Origin of the sequence: Parasphingorhabdus marina DSM 22363 (assembly GCF_900128895.1) — a bacterium.
In the GTDB taxonomy this organism is placed as follows: Bacteria; Pseudomonadota; Alphaproteobacteria; order Sphingomonadales; family Sphingomonadaceae; genus Parasphingorhabdus; species Parasphingorhabdus marina.
The window spans coordinates 930559-947694 of the sequence record NZ_FSQW01000002.1 but is presented as its reverse complement, the minus strand read 5'-3'; the positions used below and the strand labels follow the sequence as shown (position 1 = coordinate 947694).

The window sequence follows — 17136 nt, the reverse complement described above, 5'->3', positions numbered from 1 at the left end:
CCCTTCGCCCTTCAGTTATATTCTATGATCGCGTCGCGCCGCAGGTCTCTCAGATAAATCTGCGCACGCTTGTTGACGCGCTGATTTTCCAGTTGCGACATGATCTGGTCAAAAGACGGTGCCGCTGCCGATTGCGGGTCATCGCGACCACATAGAATCAGAACGCGCACACCATCTGCAACGGATCCAAAGGGCGGACTGGCTTGTCCGATTTGAAGTTGAGCAACGGTATTTTGCAACGGGCCAGGCAGATCCCGGAGCCGGACACGGTCATTGTCAACCACATCTGCATTAATACGTGCTGCGGTTTCGTTGGCTGCACCGCAGCCCTTGATCTGCTGGGTTGCTTCCGCAAATTCTGCTGCTCTGGCCGCGGCTTGCTGTTCCGTTGTTCCTTCCGGAAACGAAATTGCAAGTTGCTTGAGGCTCAGCAGAGCATTGCGCGGATCTGCTGTCAAAATCTGGCGTTGATCGATCAAGTAGAGGATGGAGAAACCGCCAGGTACCTCTACCGGGCCAACAACCTGTCCAACCTGCATCTGTACAGCTGCATCGGCAAGCGGCTGAGGAAGTTGCGCCGGGCGCACCCAGCCGAGATCGCCACCAGTCGCAGCGGTCGATGCTTCAGAGAACTGCCGGGCATAGGCAACAAAAGAGCCACCTGCACTGATTTGCTGGAGAATTTTCCGCATGTTTTCGACAACCTGTGGAGAATTTTCCTGACTGGCAGACATGTAGATTTCGCCAATACGGTATTCGGTTGTCCCCTTGGACGCATTTAACCGCTCGATAATGGCGTTCACCTCTTCATCACCGACATTGATGAACGGCTGAATATTGCGCCGGAGCAGCCGGCTCCAGGCCAGCTCACCCTTGATCTGGCGTTTCAGGGTATCGCTGGAGGAGCCGCGCTCGCGCAAATACTGGTCGAACGCTTCGAGATCCTGCCGAAAATTTTGCTGGGCTACCTGCTGGAAGGTGGAGTCGATTTCAGCCTGATCAATGACAATCTCGTTGGCTTCCGCTTCCTGAATCTGCAGTGTTTCATCAATCAGGTTGCGCAGCACCTGCAATCGCAGGCGTTGCTTTTCTTCATCCGAGACTTCGCCGCCATTGGCGGCCACGATCAGGGCCAGTCGGTGCCCGACATCGGTGCCGGTAATGATATCACCGTTCACAACCGCTGTGGCACGCCGCACATTCGGATCATTCTCTCCGAATATCGTCAGCTTTTCGGGAATATTAAGCCCGGTTTGCGGAACACTTGTATCCGCAACGGTTTGCCCGGTGGATGGTGTCACAGCGAGCATAGCTGCACCTGCCATTACCGCCAGACCAGAAAATGCTTTGGTTCCAAAACGCGATTTACTATGCATTATTCATTTCTTCTCAATACTATAAGCCATTAGGGGCGCGATCCTTTAGCGCACATGCTGTGAACCGGATATGACCGTTAACCAGTTTCCCGGACGTCTTACACGCCCAGATTGCGCAATGCCAGCCGGAACAGAAAAGTACTGCCGCGCTCCGCATCTCCGGTATCCTCATAATCATAGCGCCAGGTTACGCCAAGGGAAAGGCATCCGTCATCATAGGCTACGCCCAGCCGGTGGCGTACCGGTTCAAATCCGTCGGCAGAGGATGTCGGATCTTCCCGTTCATCAGTCAGGTCGACAATGGCTGATCCGAAAACGGACCAGTATTTGTCGATCTGATAGCGTCCCCCAATGCGAATCTCCTCGCGATCCCTTAAATCCTCAAGTTCTGCGCCAATGTCACGGTTGAGTCGCAGATAACCAGCCTGCACATATGTACTCTTGGAGCCGACAGTGAGGTCTATTTCGTTGCGCCGAACGGCGAGATTGTCCTTGTCGAGCCGGAACCGGTGGGTGAATTTGACGATATCCTTGAACCGCACATTGGATCGTCCGACAATGTCCGAGAAGCGGTCCGACAGCCCGGTACCTTCCGGTACGATATTGTTGTTGTTTTCCAGGCGGTAACTCTGTCCCACAATCGTGTTTATGCTGAGATTGGGACGGACGAGATTCCATTCGACGCCATAACTAGCGCGAACATTGTCCTCATACCGGTCATATCCGGGAAAGCGGTTCAATGAGAAAAGGTTGGTGTCTTCCAGATCAACTGCTCGAGAATCCTCATTGGGCAGCGACAGGTTTGCAAGGTTCGGCGTTGCCACAATCTGAAACCGCGGGGTTATCGTTTGAGTTCCGCCAAATGCTTTCCCTATAAACGGCCACTTGATATCTACCGCCGCGCTTACAATGCCTCGCGCTTCCCAGCCGCTATTGCCCTGATAGACCGTAACCGGATTCTGGACATTGTCATCGCTGTGATAGACATCTCCTCGGGCGTAGGCGGTGAAAGTAATCTCCTGACCAGTTTTTGTAAGCCTTCGCAGATCCCACCGGGCTGAGGCAAAGGCGCGCTGGGTATCCTGCCCGCCGGTCCTTTCAATGGCCAGGCTGTTGAACTGGAGCATCGCCTGTCCGCCCAGAACCGGATCGGAAAGCCTCTTGCGATAATCCACCATGGGCAGAACTATCGGTACCTGATTCTGCGGGTCACTGGTCCTCAATGTTTGGAATGCCCAGCCTGCCAGAGAAAAATAGCTGCTGTTGTCAATTCGTTCGAGGTTTATTGTGGACCGCAAACTGTCGTCATCACTGATGTCATAACGTCGGAGAAAAGTACGATCTGAAACCAGTCTCGCGGATTGGGAAACGGTCCAGTTATTGCCCAGTTTGAAACGGCCGCTGGTTTCAAAATAGCCCCGAAAATCCTTTTCCGCATTGGGCAGGGGGCCCGTCGCACCGGTGGGGATGCGGGAGCTGTAGGTTGCATAACCGGTTATTTGAAATGCGCCCTTGTCATCGAGATGGCGAAACGTGCCGCTCACAAGGGGCGCCACTTCCGTAAAGACCTGCGCAGTGACGGTGGCGTCCTGATTGGGCGCGATATTGAAATAGTAAGGCAGCGACACTGCTACGCCATTGGTCGAATCGATCCGCAGATTGGGAACCAGAATGCCGCTTCGGTTTTCGTTACTGATTGGATGGGACAGGCCGGGCAGGGGTATGACGGGCAGTCCGAATATCTCAATTCGGGCACCGTCATAGCTAACCCGCTTTTTGATCGGATCATACCGCACTTTCACAGCCTTGATCTGCCAGCTGGGTTCCTTTGGACATCCCTCTTCGGTCGTGACGGCACAGGCGGTATAGGCAGCGATATCGAGCGCCATTGATCCATCATCAAACCGCTCGCCCTTCAGGGCTGCCAGTCGACCGCCATCCTCCAGAACCAGCAGCAGGTTTTCAACCATCCCGTCGCGGAGGGAATCGGTCAGGGTTATGGTATTGCTGTAAACAATATCCCCATCGGGACCTGTGGTCCGGACGTCGCCTTCTGCGGTCACCCGCCCTGTTTTCCGGTTCCATGTGACATTGTCCGCCCTCAGCCGATAGCCTTCGCGTGCCAGCTCGACATTGCCGCGGGCAACCACAACGTCATTTTCGAAATCATAGTTGATTGTGTCAGCAGAAAATTCGATTTCCTCGGGATCACTCGCGGTGATCCCGGAGTCGGGTATATCTGGTTGTCCCTGCGCATTTGCCGGCAAGGAAAAAGGCAGAAGGCAAGCAGCAAGAGCGAAACAAGATTTCATCAGCTGACTCAATAAACCTCTGCCATTAACAAGTGGCGACCGGAACGCAAACCATCCAGCCGGGCCTGTTTTTCCTGTATCGGCCTTGGCCTATTGCACCTGATTGTCTCTGCTGCAAATATTTTGGACGCAAAAACCTAATTCTCATGCAACCCTCCTGCAACGTGCTGACATATTTGCGTTTGAGCGGTCCAATTGGTCCAGCAAATGATCGTTGCATTGCCTGAGCCAATCTTTCATTGATCTTGTCTTAACCAGGCCTGATGACTTCGGGCACAGGAACAGAATTTGCGACAGACAAGGAAGCCCGAAAGATGAAATTCAACTTCACAAGTAGCCCTGCACAGGATCCGGATGCGATGGCATTCGCCGTTGGCAAGGATTCCCTGGACGGCCTGAGCCTGCCTCTGGAACAGTCGGCGATGGTTATAGCAGGAGCCAAAGCCGCCCGTTTCAGTGGCAAGACCGGACAGACTTTTCAAACATTTGTGACCGAGTCGGATCGGGTCATTCATATCATTCTGACGGGGATCGGCGCCGGGAAACGGCGAGACATGGAAAGCGCAGGCGGTGCGGTGATCGCCAAATTGATGACGTCGGGCGCCGAACATCTCGCGATTTCGGCTGAAGGACTCGAATCGGGGCAATTGGCGCGGCTGGTTTTTGGAGCGAAGCTTCGGACCTGGCGGATCGACAAATATCGGACCACCATGCCCGAGAACCAGAAGCCGACACTGACGCAAGTCACCGTGCTTGACAATGATCTTGGTTCGGCAAAATCGTGGCAAGATTTGTCCGCAGTAGCCGACGGAGTCGGGTTGACCCGGGAACTTGTGTCGGAACCTGCCAATGTCATTTATCCGGTGAGTTTCGTCGCGCGGTGCCAGGAACTCGCCGACCTTGGCGTGGAGATATCCGTTCTCGGCCAGCAAGAAATGGAAAAACTGGGAATGGGTGCTTTGCTTGGCGTCTCTCAGGGGTCTGTCCGGCCACCCCGTATGCTCGCAATGCGCTGGGACGGAACCGATGGCGCACAGAAAAAACCACTGGCGCTTGTGGGCAAAGGTGTAACCTTTGATACAGGTGGTATATCTCTGAAGCCGCCGGCCGGTATGGAGGACATGAAATGGGACATGGGTGGTGCTGGCGCAGTGGCTGGAACCATGAAAGCTCTGGCCGGTCGTAAAGCCAAGGCACATGTGGTTGGCGTATGCGGGCTTGTTGAGAACATGCCCGATGGCAATGCCCAGCGACCGGGCGACGTGGTCACCAGCATGAGTGGGCAAACCATTGAAGTTATCAACACCGATGCCGAAGGTCGCCTCGTTTTATGCGATGCCCTGCACTGGACGCAGGAGACTTTTGAGCCAGAAGTCGTTGTGAATCTTGCCACTTTGACCGGTGCGATCATCATATCACTTGGAAATGAGCACGCGGGCTGTTTCAGCAATGATGATGGCCTGTCGGAAAACCTGCTTGCAGCCGGCAAGACAGCCGGGGACCCGCTGTGGCGTTTTCCGCTGACCAGTGCCTATGACAAACAGATCAACTCGCCGATTGCCGACATGAAAAATGTGGGCGGCAAGGGTGCCGGTTCCATAACCGCGGCGCAATTTCTGCAACGTTTCATCAAGGATGGAGTGAAATGGGCCCATCTCGACATTGCCGGCATGGTATGGGCGGACAAGCCAGGGCCAGTATGGGACAAAGGTGCGACCGGCTTTGGCGTGCGGTTGCTGGATCAGTTTGTAGCGGACAATTTCGAATAATAGCGATCGGGAAGGATGGGACGCGGTGGCCAGACAGGTTGATTTCTATCACTTGACCCGTGACCCGGTGGAAAAACTCGTTCCGGTGCTGGCCGAAAAAACGCTGGGAGGAGGGCAACGGCTGCTGCTGGTCTCAGCCAATGACGAACAGGTCCAACAGTTGTCCGCTGCACTCTGGGATGCTGGACCAGGCAGTTTCTTGGCGCACAACTTTTCCGGTTGCGAGGCTGAAAAGAACCAGCCGATCTTGGTCTCATCAGATTGCCGACCCGGCAACGGTGCGAAGTTTGTGCTACTTGCGGATGGCATCTGGCGAGATGAAGCATTGCAGTTCGACAGGACTTTCTATCTGTTTTCCGGTCAGGAAATTTCTGCGGCCCGGGATGCCTGGCGTGCTTTGTCTGCCAGGGAAAATGTCACGCCGCGATACTGGAAACAGGACAATGGTCGCTGGTTAGAAGGCCCGTGACAAATCAGTATTTGCGCTGAAGTGCGAATGCTTCTAGTTTTTCTCTCAGGTCGCGGTCTTTATTGATGGAGCCTTTCCCATGAACAGATTTTTGATTCTTCCAGCATTGCTGATCGCAACCGCCTGTGGCGGCAACGACGAGATAGCCTCCGGAACGTTTGATGACGGTGAGGGTGGAGAAGGCAGCTACTCGGTAACGGGCGATGAAGAATCCACCGAGACGGTGATCAAGTCGGCGGACGGTGAAGTCCGAATCGCCAGCGGATCCAAGGCACTTCAGGACCTGCCGATGGGCATCAAGCTCTACCCTGGAGCCAATGTCGAAAGCAGTATGACGGGAATGGCTGACGGTGGTTCTGGTGCGATGGTGGTCTTTTCCACGAGCGACAGTCAGGAAGATGTGATTGATTTCTACCGCAAGGAAATGGAAGCAAAGGACATCAAGATCGCTACCGAGGTGAAGGCCGGGGACATGCAGATGATTGGCGGCGAACGGGGCGATGGCGAGGGCGTCAACATTTCCGCGACCAAAGACGGGGAAGGCAAGGTGATGGTTACCCTTTTTGCCGGCAGCAAAAACTGAGTTCTGTCCTCAAATACTGACCGGGATACAGTTCTTGCCATGCGGTTCCGCAGCGGCTAGGGGCTGCGCAACTTTACCACTTCAGACAGATATGGAGCATTATCATGGCCGGTAACCGGACATTTTCGATCATCAAACCTGATGCCACTCGCCGCAACCTGACTGGCGCCGTGACCAAGAAGCTGGAAGATGCCGGTCTGCGCGTCATTGCCAGCAAGCGGATCCACATGACCAGAGAACAGGCGGAAGGGTTTTACGCGGTTCACAAAGAGCGGCCTTTCTTTGGCGAGCTGGTGGATTTCATGACCAGCGGTCCTTGTGTTGTCCAGGTGCTCGAGGGCGAAAATGCCATGCAGCGCAATCGGGATATCATGGGCGCGACAAACCCGGCCGAAGCCGCTCCCGGCACTATCCGTGCAGAATTCGCAGAAAGCATTGAAGCGAATAGCGTACACGGGTCGGACAGCGATGAAAATGCCGAGATCGAAATCGCGCATTTCTTCACGGAAGATGAAATCGTCGGATAATCCGGTAACGAATTTCAAAGCTCGCCCGATTGATTTCGGGCGAGTTTTTTATTGGCCTCAGGACACGGACGGCCCGTTGGCTTCGTCATATCTTTCCCAGTCATGGAAAGCGTCCCGGCGGACGATGATCCATTTTCCATCCCGTTTTTCCAGTTTGTCGCAATAGCGTCCGGCGACGATCCAGTCCGTTGCCTTGCCTCCGGTTGGCACTGGCGCAAAATCCACCGCTCCGGCTTCGACATAGTGATATGCGACAAAATTTGCTTCCGTTGAAGCCTTCATCCCATCGTCGGACAGTTCAATATGCACGTTGGCAATGGAATGATGTGTGGCCGGGACCTGTTTCAAAACCTCGCTCGCAAAACCGATAAACTCATCTGGAGGTCCGCTATAATCCCCATGATTATGTACATGATCATCAGCGAAACAGGATCTGACCAACACCCAGTCCTTGCGATCTATGCCTTTGCAATAACGGTATAAAATATCCCGGATTTCTTCCCTCGCCCAAAGCTTCTCAGTGATGTCCATAAGTGCATCTCTCTCATTTTATCAGTGCCCAATTGGCTAAGGCCAATCTAGGACTGTTCTCCACAAAGGGAGGTTTGACATGGGCAGGCTGGAAGGCAAAGTGGCAATAATAACAGGCGCGGCAAAGGGATTGGGTGAAGCTGATGCCCGAATGTTCGCAAGGGAAGGCGCAACCGTCATAATGACGGATATGGATGAAGCAAATGGCCAGCGCGTCGCTGGTGAAATCGGTCAGGCAGCTGAGTTCCATGTCCAGGATGTCAGGGATGAGCGTCAGTGGGAAGACCTGATTGCTGATGTCGTGTCCCGTCACGGCAAGCTGGATGTGCTGGTGAACAATGCCGGGGTCGTCGAGCCAGGAACGATCGAAACCCAGACTGCGGAAGAATATAAATTCGTCATGGAGGTCAGTGCTGACGGTACATTCTATGGTTGCAAATACGCTGTTCCGGCCATGAAAGCGTCCGGAGGCGGTTCGATCGTGAACATGTGTTCGATCGCATCTGTGCAAGGAGAACCGATTGTGGTGGCATATGCTGCTGCCAAAGGCGCAGTGGAAAGCCTGACCAGAAGCGTTGCGGTGCACTGCGCCAACAACCAGTATGATATTCGCTGCAACAGCGTTCACCCGGCGGGCATCCTGACTCCGATGGTCGAAGAGATTGGCCCCAAGGTCATGGACCGCGACGATTTGCGGCCGGCGAGCGAAGGACCGGCGCCCAGCGCTTTGGGCGAGCCGGATGACATCGCCCATACTGTTCTGTTTCTCGCTTCGGATGAATCCAAATTTATCAATGGCGCGGCAATTCGTGTGGACAATGCCAAATCTGTGGTTGAGGGTGTCGTACCCTGACAAGTTAAGTTTGGTACCATGAACAGCACAGAAAACGGCAATTTCTGCGCCTTGATGCTTGCTATCCGCTATCCTGATGGACTAGGTTTACCGACATGGATCGTGAGGGACGAGTAAAAGGTACCGATGGCAAATCGGTTGCTGCAGAGGTGGCTGCGCCCCGAAAGTCGGTTCAGGCGCTGATCGACAACAGCCCGATTGCGTCGGTAATCAGCAATCCCAGATTGCCTGACAATCCGATTATTGCATCGAATGACGCATTTTCAGAGCTGACCGGTTATGATCGGGACTTCATTATTGGAAGAAACTGCCGTTTTCTTGCGGGTCCTGCGACCGAACCGTGGTTGTCCGAGGAGATCCGGCGCGGTGTGCGCGAACGCAAGTCCGTTCTGGTGGAGATTCTCAACTACAAACAGGACGGGACACCCTTCCAGAATGCGGTGCTTGTTGCCCCGATGTTCGATAATGATGGCGAGCTCGAATATTTTCTCGGCTCGCAGGTGGAAATCGACAGTGAAGGCCCCAGTCTGGCCAAAGCCCGCAGAATGCGCGCGACTGAGATAGTGAAAGACCTGTCCAAGCGGCAGCGGGAAGTGCTTGAATTCATCGCGAAGGGCTTTCTGAACAAGCAGATAGCTCATGAACTGGATTTGAGCGAACGAACGGTAAAAATGCATCGTGCGATACTGATGAAACGGCTGGAAGCACCAAGCGCCGCGGATATGGTAAGGCTGGCTGTCGAAGCGGGAATGTAGCCGCAAAATTGTTACGTCCTTAGTGACGTATCGATAAATGTGACCTTGAGGTGCATTACATAGTCAGCATCGCGGGCAGGGTCACCTCCCAAAGATCCACTTTCGGACGACATCTCCTCCCTCCTCTTGTCGTTCAGATAGGACTCTGTTCCGCGATGTTTTACCTAAAATTGGTCTGCGACATCCGCCAGCTTCACTAGCCGTTTTGGTGCGACGATACGCCAGCTTTTGGCCAACCAGTCGCCGATATGATCCCAATCCGTTTTGCCGGTGTCCAGACGGATGGCGATCCATCCGGATTTGCCATAAAATTTTGGCAGATAGTAAAGTTCCGGGTCGGCTTCGAGGAGTGCCGACTGTTCATCAGGGCCTGTCGTTTTGACCAGCAACCCGACGCTCGCTTCGCCATGTAGTCGCTGGGTGAAATAGGCGAAATATTTGCCTGTTTTCTCGCTCCCGACCCGCCAGCCAGGAGAACCGAAGCTTGCGCGCTCGTGCGTTTCCTCAAGTGCCAGCGCCCGTTCCCGCACTTGCCCCAGGATCCATTCGGGATCCGCTTCAAGCGTTACATAACTGGACAGAATGGACGGATAAAGCTGGTGCTCGGCAATCAAAATCCGTTCGGCGAGACTGTCGGCATTATCGCCTGCGACAATAGCAACTTCGGTTTGTCCCAGCACCGGTCCGTCATCGAGCTCAGGTGTTACCAGATGCACGCTGCATCCGGCCCTGTCATCGCCTGCATCCAGCGCTCTCTGGTAGGTGTCCAGACCCTTGTATTTTGGCAGTAAACTGGGATGGATGTTGAGCATGCGCCCCGGCCATTTGCCCACGAATCCATCGGACAGAATGCGCATGTAACCTGCCAGGACAACATATTCTGCCCCCGATTCCGAAATGGCCTGGTGCATGATGTCGTCATGCGCTTCGCGTGACAAGCCTTTGTGGGAATGGGCTAATGTCGCAATTCCTTCTGCTGCCGCCAGCTTCAACCCTTCGGCGTCCGGGACATTGGAGCCGACCAAAACAACTTCATAGGGGCAGTTCGGGTCTTTGGCCGCATAGAGCAGTGCTGCCATGTTCGACCCGCGTCCCGAAATCAGGATGGCGATTCGGGCCTTGTCAGCCATGATGCGTGGCCGACCAGTCCTGCATTGCAGACCAGGTGTCAGAATTGCCGAAAACCGTACACCCTTTTTTGCCCTGGCGAACATCACCAACCTGAAATACGGTTTCGCCGGCGGCTTGGAGCGCGGCCGAGACTCTGTCCGCTTCATCCGCAGCGACGGCCACAATCATCCCAATCCCGCAATTAAAAGTCCGCGCCATTTCTTCGGGTTCAATATTCCCTTGCGCCTGCAGAAAGGCCATCAGTCGAGGCTGATCCCAGCGGCCCGCATCGACATGGGCATGCAGGTTGTCGGGCAGTACCCGGGGGATGTTTTCCAGCAGTCCGCCGCCAGTAATATGTGCCAGTGCCTTGATTTGTCCCGATTGCATCAGCGGCAACAATGAGCTGACATAAATGCGTGTTGGCGCAATCAGGGCTTCGATCAAAAGCACTTCGGGATCAAACAGGGCAGGGCGATCTAGTTTCCAGCCCTTGTCTTCCGCCAGTCGTCGAACCAGAGAAAATCCGTTGGAATGCACTCCGGACGAACTTAACCCGAGCAGGATGTCTCCTTCTTCCAGCTGCGCACCGGTAACCGCCTTTTCGCGTTCCACTGCACCGACGCAAAATCCGGCGAGATCATAGTCCCCGTCCGCATACATGCCCGGCATCTCTGCGGTCTCGCCACCGATTAGCGCACATCCGGACATCCGGCAGCCTTCGGCTATCCCGGCAACAACCCGTTCCGCGACACCGTTCTCAAGCCTGCCGGTGGCGAAATAGTCGAGGAAAAACAATGGCTCTGCACCCTGAACAATCAGGTCGTTCACGCACATTGCAACAAGGTCGATTCCGACCGTATCATGCCGATCATAATCAATGGCCAGTTTCAGCTTGGTCCCGACACCGTCATTGGCCGCGACCAGCAAGGGATCGTCATAGCCAGCAGCTTTCAGATCGAAAAAGCCGCCAAATCCCCCCAGTTCTGCATTGGCTCCTGGCCGGGCCGTGGCTTTCGCTAGCGGGGCAATAGCCTTGACCAGGGCATTGCCTGCCGCAATTGAGACACCGGCCTTCGCATAGGTATAAGGCTCGGACTCGTTTCGTTGCTCTTTCGCAGGCATGTTTTGTTTGTCACTCATGCAATAGGCGATTAGACAACTCGCGGCTGGATTTCCACGTCATAATCGTCAAAAGGACCGAAATGAAATTTTTGACTGACCTGAGGTTCAAAATTGCCGCCCTGTTTGCGTTGGTTGCGCTTGCCACCACCGGCATTGTCTATGCCCAGCTTGAAGGGACCGAACGGGGTGTCGCGCCGCTTGCGAGTACCGGTGATTTCGAAGTGCTCGGGGTTGAAGTGGACGTCCGCGGCAAAAACGCTTTTGAAGCCCGTCAAAAGGGCTGGGAAGAAGCACAACGCAAGGCCTGGAAGCAGCTTTACAAAAGAACGCAGGGCAGTGACACCTCCGGTCTTTCCGACAGCGCCCTGAACAATATCGTGTCCGCCATTATTGTTGAAGAAGAACAGATCGGTCCCCGCCGGTATATTGCGACTCTGGGTGTCATGTTTGATCGCGCCCGGGCGGGACAGATCCTCGGGGTAAGCGGCCGGAAACTCAGATCACCGCCCCTACTGGTTCTGCCCATCATGTGGAGCGGAGGGTCCCCTCAGGTTTTCGAGAATCGTACGGAGTGGCAGAAGGCCTGGGCCCGCTTTCGGCCCGGGGACAGCGCCATAGATTACGTACGGCCTTTCGGATCCGACAGCGAATCGCTCGTGCTCACCGCCGGACAGGCGGAACGGCGCAACCGGGTGTGGTGGCGCAATATTCTCGATCAGTTCGGAGCGGCGGATGTTATCATCCCGATAGCTCGGCTGGAATATGAATATCCGGGCGGACCGGTGAGCGGACGTTTTACAGCGCGATACGGGCCGGATAATCGCTTCATCGAGAGCTTCACCCTGAATGCCACCAGCAGTGAAGGTATTGCTGATATGATGGATACCGCCATTGCCAGAATCGACACAATCTATGCCAGTGCGCTGTCTCGCGGGATCCTGAAAACCGACAAATCGCTGATCATCGACGATCCGTTTGATCTGGATGCACTGGAAGCAGCACTGGAAGCAGAATTGGCGGCTGAAAATACGGAAAATCGTATTGATAGAACTGACGGTGCCGGAGATTCTGGTGCTGAGGCTGTGGAAAGCGGCGACGCGACAACTGCTCCATCAACGGGAGCTGCCATCACCGTTTCGGTGCAGTTTGACACTCCCGATGTGGGGGCGGTTGGCAGAGGGGAGTCTTCGGTTCGCTCAGTGCCCGGCGTATCCTCGGCGGCTACCTCCAGCCTTGCACTCGGAGGTGTATCGGTCATGCGAGTGACATATTCCGGAGATATTTCCACCCTTGCGGCGGCACTGCGTTCGAGAGGCTGGCAAGTGCAACAGGGATCCGGAGCGCTCCGGATCAGTCGCGGGGGGAACGAGTAGAGCAAGTGAACCAAATCGCACTTCCTCTGGATACACGACCGGCAGGTGCCAGTGACAGTTACATCGTCACTTCAGCAAATTCGGAAGCGGATCATCACCTGAATAACTGGCAACACTGGCCGAATGGAACAGCAATTCTGGTGGGGCCGGCTGCATCAGGCAAGACAGCCATGGCCAGCCAGTTTCTTCGCGAAACGGATGGCCTGTGTTTTGAAGCTGAAAAGGGCTTCCGGGAAGAAGACCTTTTTCACCTCTGGAACAAGGCTCAGACGGAGCGGAAACCGCTTCTGATCCTCGCTTCCCGGCCGGTTGCCGACTGGAGCGTTCTGTTGCCGGACCTGCAGTCCCGGCTTGCTGCCTCCCAGTTGATCGAAATTGGTGCGCCCGACGAAGCGCTGCTGACCGGACTGTTTCAGAAATATTTTGCGATGCGCGGAACCACGATTTCCGAAGAAGCCCTGTCCTGGCTGGTGCGACGAATGGAGCGCAGTTATCAGGATGTTCAGATATTGGCGCAAAGGATGGACAGATTGGCCATCGAACGGAAAAAACCAGTGACCCGGAATATCGCCCAGGAAGCGTTGCGTTCGTACCAGGATGAGGGACATGCTATTGGAACGGAAAACCTGGCGGATAAATGATGGACAATATCGGCTCAAGCAAAGCGAACGACGATGATCTGGCAACAGATTCTGCCGATGTCGCACCGGAAGAAACGGCGGCGCGCTATTTCAATCGCGAGTTGAGCTGGCTGGGTTTTAACGAGCGGGTTATTGAGGAAGCCCAGAATACCTCTCACCCACTTTTGGAACGTGTGCGGTTTTTATCCATTTCCGGCAATAATCTCGACGAGTTTTTCATGGTCCGTTTTGCCGGTCTGGTCGGACAGTATCGGCAGAATATCGAAGAGAGATCAGCCGACGGACTGACCGCATCACAGCAGCTTGCAGCCATTGCAGAACGGGCTGATCGAATCCTCCACAACCAGCAGGCGGTCTGGGAGCAACTGCAGGGGACTTTGCGTTCGGAGGACATCACCGTTGCACCGATCGCGGATCTCGACGAAACCGACAAAAAATGGCTCGAGCAGCATTTTCTTGATCAGATATTTCCGGTGCTGACCCCACAGGCGCTTGATCCGGCGCATCCGTTTCCCTTCATTTCGAACAAGGGGCTCAGTCTGGTCTTTGATCTGGTGCGCCGGTCGGACAAACAGGGCATACGCGAACTGGTCATGATCCCGTCCGGTTTGCCGCGGTTTATTCGGATGCCCAGCGAAAACGCGGTCTATGTCTCCGTGGAATCAGTCATCCAGCATTACTCCAAACTTCTGTTTCCCGGATATGAGGTGGCCAATAGCGGCCTGTTTCGAATCATCCGCGACAGCGATATCGAGGTGGAAGAAGAAGCAGAGGATCTCGTCCGCTATTTCCGCAGCGCGATCAAGCGGCGCCGTCGCGGCGATGTCATTCGGCTTGAACTGGGTCCGGGACTTTCGGATTCTGTGATTACGCTTCTTCGGGAAAGTCTCGTCAGCGACGGCGGCATTGAAAGCCGGATCCAGGGTTTTGTCGGGTTGAGCGATCTTGACTTACTGGTTGAGGAAGACCGCCCGGATCTCAAGTTTTCCCCTTATAGCCCGCGTTTCCCGGAACGAATCCGCGAACATGGCGGAGACTGTTTTGCGGCCATTCGGGACAAGGACATTCTGGTCCATCATCCCTATGAATCGTTCGAAGTGGTGATCGAGTTTTTGCGGCAGGCGGCTGCCGATCCCGATGTGGTTGCGATCAAGCAGACGCTCTACCGCGCCGGCAAGCAATCCGCCGTCATCCGTGCGCTGATCGACGCCGCGGAGGCTGGAAAATCGGTAACCGCGGTCGTCGAATTGAAGGCGCGGTTTGACGAGGAACAGAATCTCAAATGGGCCAGTCAGCTCGAGCGGGCTGGCGTGCAGGTGGTCTACGGATTTATCGAGTGGAAAACTCATGCGAAAATTTCGATGGTCGTCCGCAAGGAGCAGGACGGATATCGGACCTACTGCCATTTTGGCACCGGAAACTATCATCCGGTGACCGCAAAGATTTACACGGACTTGAGCTTTTTTACAGCCGATCCCAAAGCCGCCCGGGATGCCGCGCAGCTGTTCAACTATATTACCGGCTATGTTGAACCGGAGAAGCTGGAACTGATTTCGATGTCCCCGCGCTACTTGCGGGATGATCTCATGACCCTGATCGATCGCGAGATTGCAAACGAACGGGAGGGCAAGCCCGGCATGATCTGGGCAAAAATGAACAGCCTCGTCGATCCGGCCTTGATCGAAAAGCTTTATGCGGCAAGCAATGCCGGTGTGGAAATCGACCTGGTGATCAGAGGTATCTGCTGTCTGCGCCCCGGCGTGCCGGGCATGTCTGATCATATCCGGGTCAAGTCGGTGGTCGGTCGCTTCCTTGAGCACAGCCGGATCTGGGCATTTGGCAATGGCAAGGAGCTGCCCAATGACCGGGCCAAACTCTATATCAGTTCCGCTGACTGGATGCCGCGCAATCTGGATCGCCGGGTCGAGTACATGATCCCGATCACCAATGAAACCGTGCATGACCAGATCCTGGACCAGGTCATGGTGGCCAATCTTATTGATGACGAACAAAGCTGGGAGCTCAACCCGGATGGCAGCTATGAGCGTGTCAGTCCGTCTTCCAAGCCTTTCAACCTCCATCGCTATTTCATGACCAATCCGTCACTGTCCGGTCGCGGCAAAGCGCTCAAGAAGAGCAATGCGGTTCCGCGGCTCTCGCTGCGCCGTCGCAAGAACCGCAGCTGAATGCCAGATCATGCAGCTCGGGGGATTGCAGATAACCAGAAAGAAAAAGGCGTCGCGACGGAACGAGCGGACGGCTATCATCGATATTGGTTCGAATTCAATCCGGCTTGTTGTCTATCAGGGGCCGGCGCGGGTGCCGGCGATCCTTTTCAACGAAAAAGCCATGGCTGGCCTGGGCAAGGATCTGGCTACGACCGGGGCGATTTCACCTGAATCATTTGAGCTGGGTGTTGGTGCCCTCCAGCGGTTCCATCATCTTTGTATCGAGATGGATGTCGATAATGTCGAGAGTTTCGCCACCGCAGCGGTTCGAGATGCAAGCAATGGTGCGGATTTTCTTGCTGCTGCGGAAAAAATCGGGATTCAGACACAAATTTTGCAAGGCGAGGAGGAAGCCGACCTGGCCGGTCTTGGCGTGATCTCTGCCATTCCCGGTGCGAACGGAATCGTGGGTGATCTCGGGGGAGGCAGTCTCGAGCTGGCGCGGATCGAGAATGGGCAGGTGACGGACCGTTATTCCTTTCCGTTAGGCGTGTTGCGGATCGCCGAGTTGCGCGTAAAGGGAAAGGACAAGCTCAAGCGGCAAGTGCGCAAGATGTTGAAGAAAACCGGTTGGCCGAAAGACTCGGAGCGACTCCCGTTCTATCTGGTCGGTGGCTCATGGCGATCACTGGCAAGGCTTGATATGCACGACAGCGGCTACCCGCTTCCGGTGATCCACCATTATGAAATGGAACCGCGCAGAGCGCGACGGCTTGTCAGCCGGCTGGCCCGGCTGGACAAGGCAAAGCTGAAGGCAGTACCGGGACTTTCGACATCCCGGATTCCCACGCTTGATGATGCGGCCTGGCTATTGTCATTCATCGTTCGCCATCTCGACAGCAGCCGGCTGATTGTGTCGGCCTACGGCGTCCGCGAAGGCATGTTGTACAGCCGCATCAGTCCGCAGGAAAGCAAGCGGGATCCGTTACTTCTCGCGACCGAGGAGTCCGGTGCGGCTCAGGCTCGTTTTCCCGCCAACAGCAAGCTGCTCGGGAAATGGCTCGCGGAGATTTTTACCGGCGATTCCCCGGAATGGCAGCGCATTCGACAGGCCGCCTGCAATCTGGGTGATGTGGCCTGGCGGGCAAATCCGAACTTCCGCGCCGAGCGGGGTCTGGTGATGGGGCTCCACGGCAACTGGGTCGGTATCAACGGACCCGAGCGGGAAATGCTGGGCCAAACGCTTTTCACCAGTTTTGGTGGCGGCGCGAATGTGTTCCCTGGCGGTGGTAAACTCCTGGATGATGCGGCTACGGAACGGGCGATTTGCTGGGGGCTTGCGATGCGACTGGCCCAGAGACTCAGCGGCGGTACCCGCAAACCGCTGGAGCAGACGAGGTTACGCAAATCTGGCGAACGGCTGGAACTGGTAATGGCAGAAAGCCTGCGCGACCTTTATGGTGAAGCCGTGGCGAAGCGGCATGAACAGCTCGCTCATATGCTGAAGCTGGAAGCGGCCTGTGTTCTGGTTCCGGACTGAACCG

Annotated in this window: 15 protein-coding genes; 10 read left to right on the top strand and 5 right to left on the bottom strand. The window is 55.2% G+C overall.

All coding sequences use genetic code 11. The features are described 5' to 3' along the window. Positions 1-11: 11 nt before the first annotated feature. Positions 12-1376, bottom strand: coding sequence for a peptidylprolyl isomerase (locus BUQ90_RS14205; protein WP_074205799.1), 1365 nt, complete (start codon positions 1374-1376; stop codon positions 12-14). Positions 1377-1474: 98 nt separating this feature from the next. Then, a complete protein-coding gene (locus BUQ90_RS14200; protein ID WP_074205798.1) occupies positions 1475-3688 on the bottom strand; it encodes an LPS-assembly protein LptD in 2214 nt (737 codons plus the stop codon). A gap of 314 nt (positions 3689-4002) precedes the next feature. On the opposite strand from BUQ90_RS14200, the gene BUQ90_RS14195 reads away from it, so the two are divergent. The 4 genes from BUQ90_RS14195 to ndk all read left to right on the top strand — a co-directional run bounded on the left by BUQ90_RS14195 (position 4003) and on the right by ndk (position 7036). Continuing rightward, the gene (locus BUQ90_RS14195) at positions 4003-5457 is read left to right on the top strand and encodes a leucyl aminopeptidase (RefSeq protein ID WP_074206448.1); all 1455 of its coding nucleotides are present in this window, start codon (positions 4003-4005) and stop codon (positions 5455-5457) included. 25 nt (positions 5458-5482) lie between these two features. After that, on the top strand, positions 5483-5926 hold the full coding sequence (locus tag BUQ90_RS14190; RefSeq protein ID WP_074205797.1) for a DNA polymerase III subunit chi: 444 nt from the start codon (positions 5483-5485) through the stop codon (positions 5924-5926). 79 nt (positions 5927-6005) lie between these two features. Further along, positions 6006-6509 carry a hypothetical protein gene (locus BUQ90_RS14185; RefSeq protein ID WP_074205796.1) on the top strand — a complete coding sequence of 168 codons (504 nt, stop codon included), beginning with the start codon at positions 6006-6008 and terminating at the stop codon, positions 6507-6509. Between the two features lie 104 nt (positions 6510-6613). Continuing rightward, positions 6614-7036, top strand: coding sequence for a nucleoside-diphosphate kinase (ndk, locus tag BUQ90_RS14180; protein WP_074205795.1), 423 nt, complete (start codon positions 6614-6616; stop codon positions 7034-7036). A 57-nt stretch (positions 7037-7093) separates the two neighbouring features. Here the strand turns inward: ndk and BUQ90_RS14175 are convergent, their stop codons facing one another. Next, entirely contained in the window at positions 7094-7567 is a 474-nt protein-coding gene (locus BUQ90_RS14175; protein WP_074205794.1) for a nuclear transport factor 2 family protein, read from the bottom strand. 79 nt (positions 7568-7646) lie between these two features. Here BUQ90_RS14175 and BUQ90_RS14170 point away from each other — a divergent pair, with 79 nt between their 5' ends. Further along, a complete protein-coding gene (locus tag BUQ90_RS14170) occupies positions 7647-8420 on the top strand; it encodes an SDR family oxidoreductase (RefSeq protein WP_074205793.1) in 774 nt (257 codons plus the stop codon). A gap of 179 nt (positions 8421-8599) precedes the next feature. Further along, positions 8600-9175: a LuxR C-terminal-related transcriptional regulator gene (locus BUQ90_RS14165; protein ID WP_074206447.1), complete on the top strand. Its 576-nt coding sequence runs from the start codon at positions 8600-8602 to the stop codon at positions 9173-9175. A 164-nt stretch (positions 9176-9339) separates the two neighbouring features. Here the strand turns inward: BUQ90_RS14165 and purN are convergent, their stop codons facing one another. Both purN and purM read right to left on the bottom strand, forming a co-directional pair. Continuing rightward, positions 9340-10305, bottom strand: a complete 966-nt coding sequence (gene purN, locus BUQ90_RS14160) for a phosphoribosylglycinamide formyltransferase (RefSeq protein ID WP_074205792.1) — start codon at positions 10303-10305, stop codon at positions 9340-9342. After that, positions 10298-11428, bottom strand: a complete 1131-nt coding sequence (gene purM, locus BUQ90_RS14155) for a phosphoribosylformylglycinamidine cyclo-ligase (protein ID WP_204244798.1) — start codon at positions 11426-11428, stop codon at positions 10298-10300. Before purM ends, purN begins: the two co-directional genes overlap by 8 nt. Positions 11429-11490: 62 nt before the next feature. Between purM and BUQ90_RS14150 the strand changes: the two genes are divergently transcribed. Genes BUQ90_RS14150 through BUQ90_RS14135 form a run of 4 tightly spaced genes read left to right on the top strand, consistent with a single transcriptional unit; the run spans position 11491 to position 17132 of the window. Next, positions 11491-12783 (top strand): hypothetical protein, encoded by a 1293-nt coding sequence (locus BUQ90_RS14150; protein ID WP_074205791.1) that lies wholly within the window; start codon positions 11491-11493, stop codon positions 12781-12783. A gap of 5 nt (positions 12784-12788) precedes the next feature. After that, positions 12789-13424 (top strand): P-loop NTPase family protein, encoded by a 636-nt coding sequence (locus BUQ90_RS14145; RefSeq protein WP_074205790.1) that lies wholly within the window; start codon positions 12789-12791, stop codon positions 13422-13424. Beyond that, the gene (locus BUQ90_RS14140; protein ID WP_084192808.1) at positions 13424-15610 is read left to right on the top strand and encodes an RNA degradosome polyphosphate kinase; all 2187 of its coding nucleotides are present in this window, start codon (positions 13424-13426) and stop codon (positions 15608-15610) included. Before BUQ90_RS14145 ends, BUQ90_RS14140 begins: the two co-directional genes overlap by 1 nt. Before the next feature lie 10 nt (positions 15611-15620). Then, entirely contained in the window at positions 15621-17132 is a 1512-nt protein-coding gene (locus tag BUQ90_RS14135) for a Ppx/GppA family phosphatase (protein ID WP_074206444.1), read from the top strand. Positions 17133-17136 lie beyond the last annotated feature (4 nt).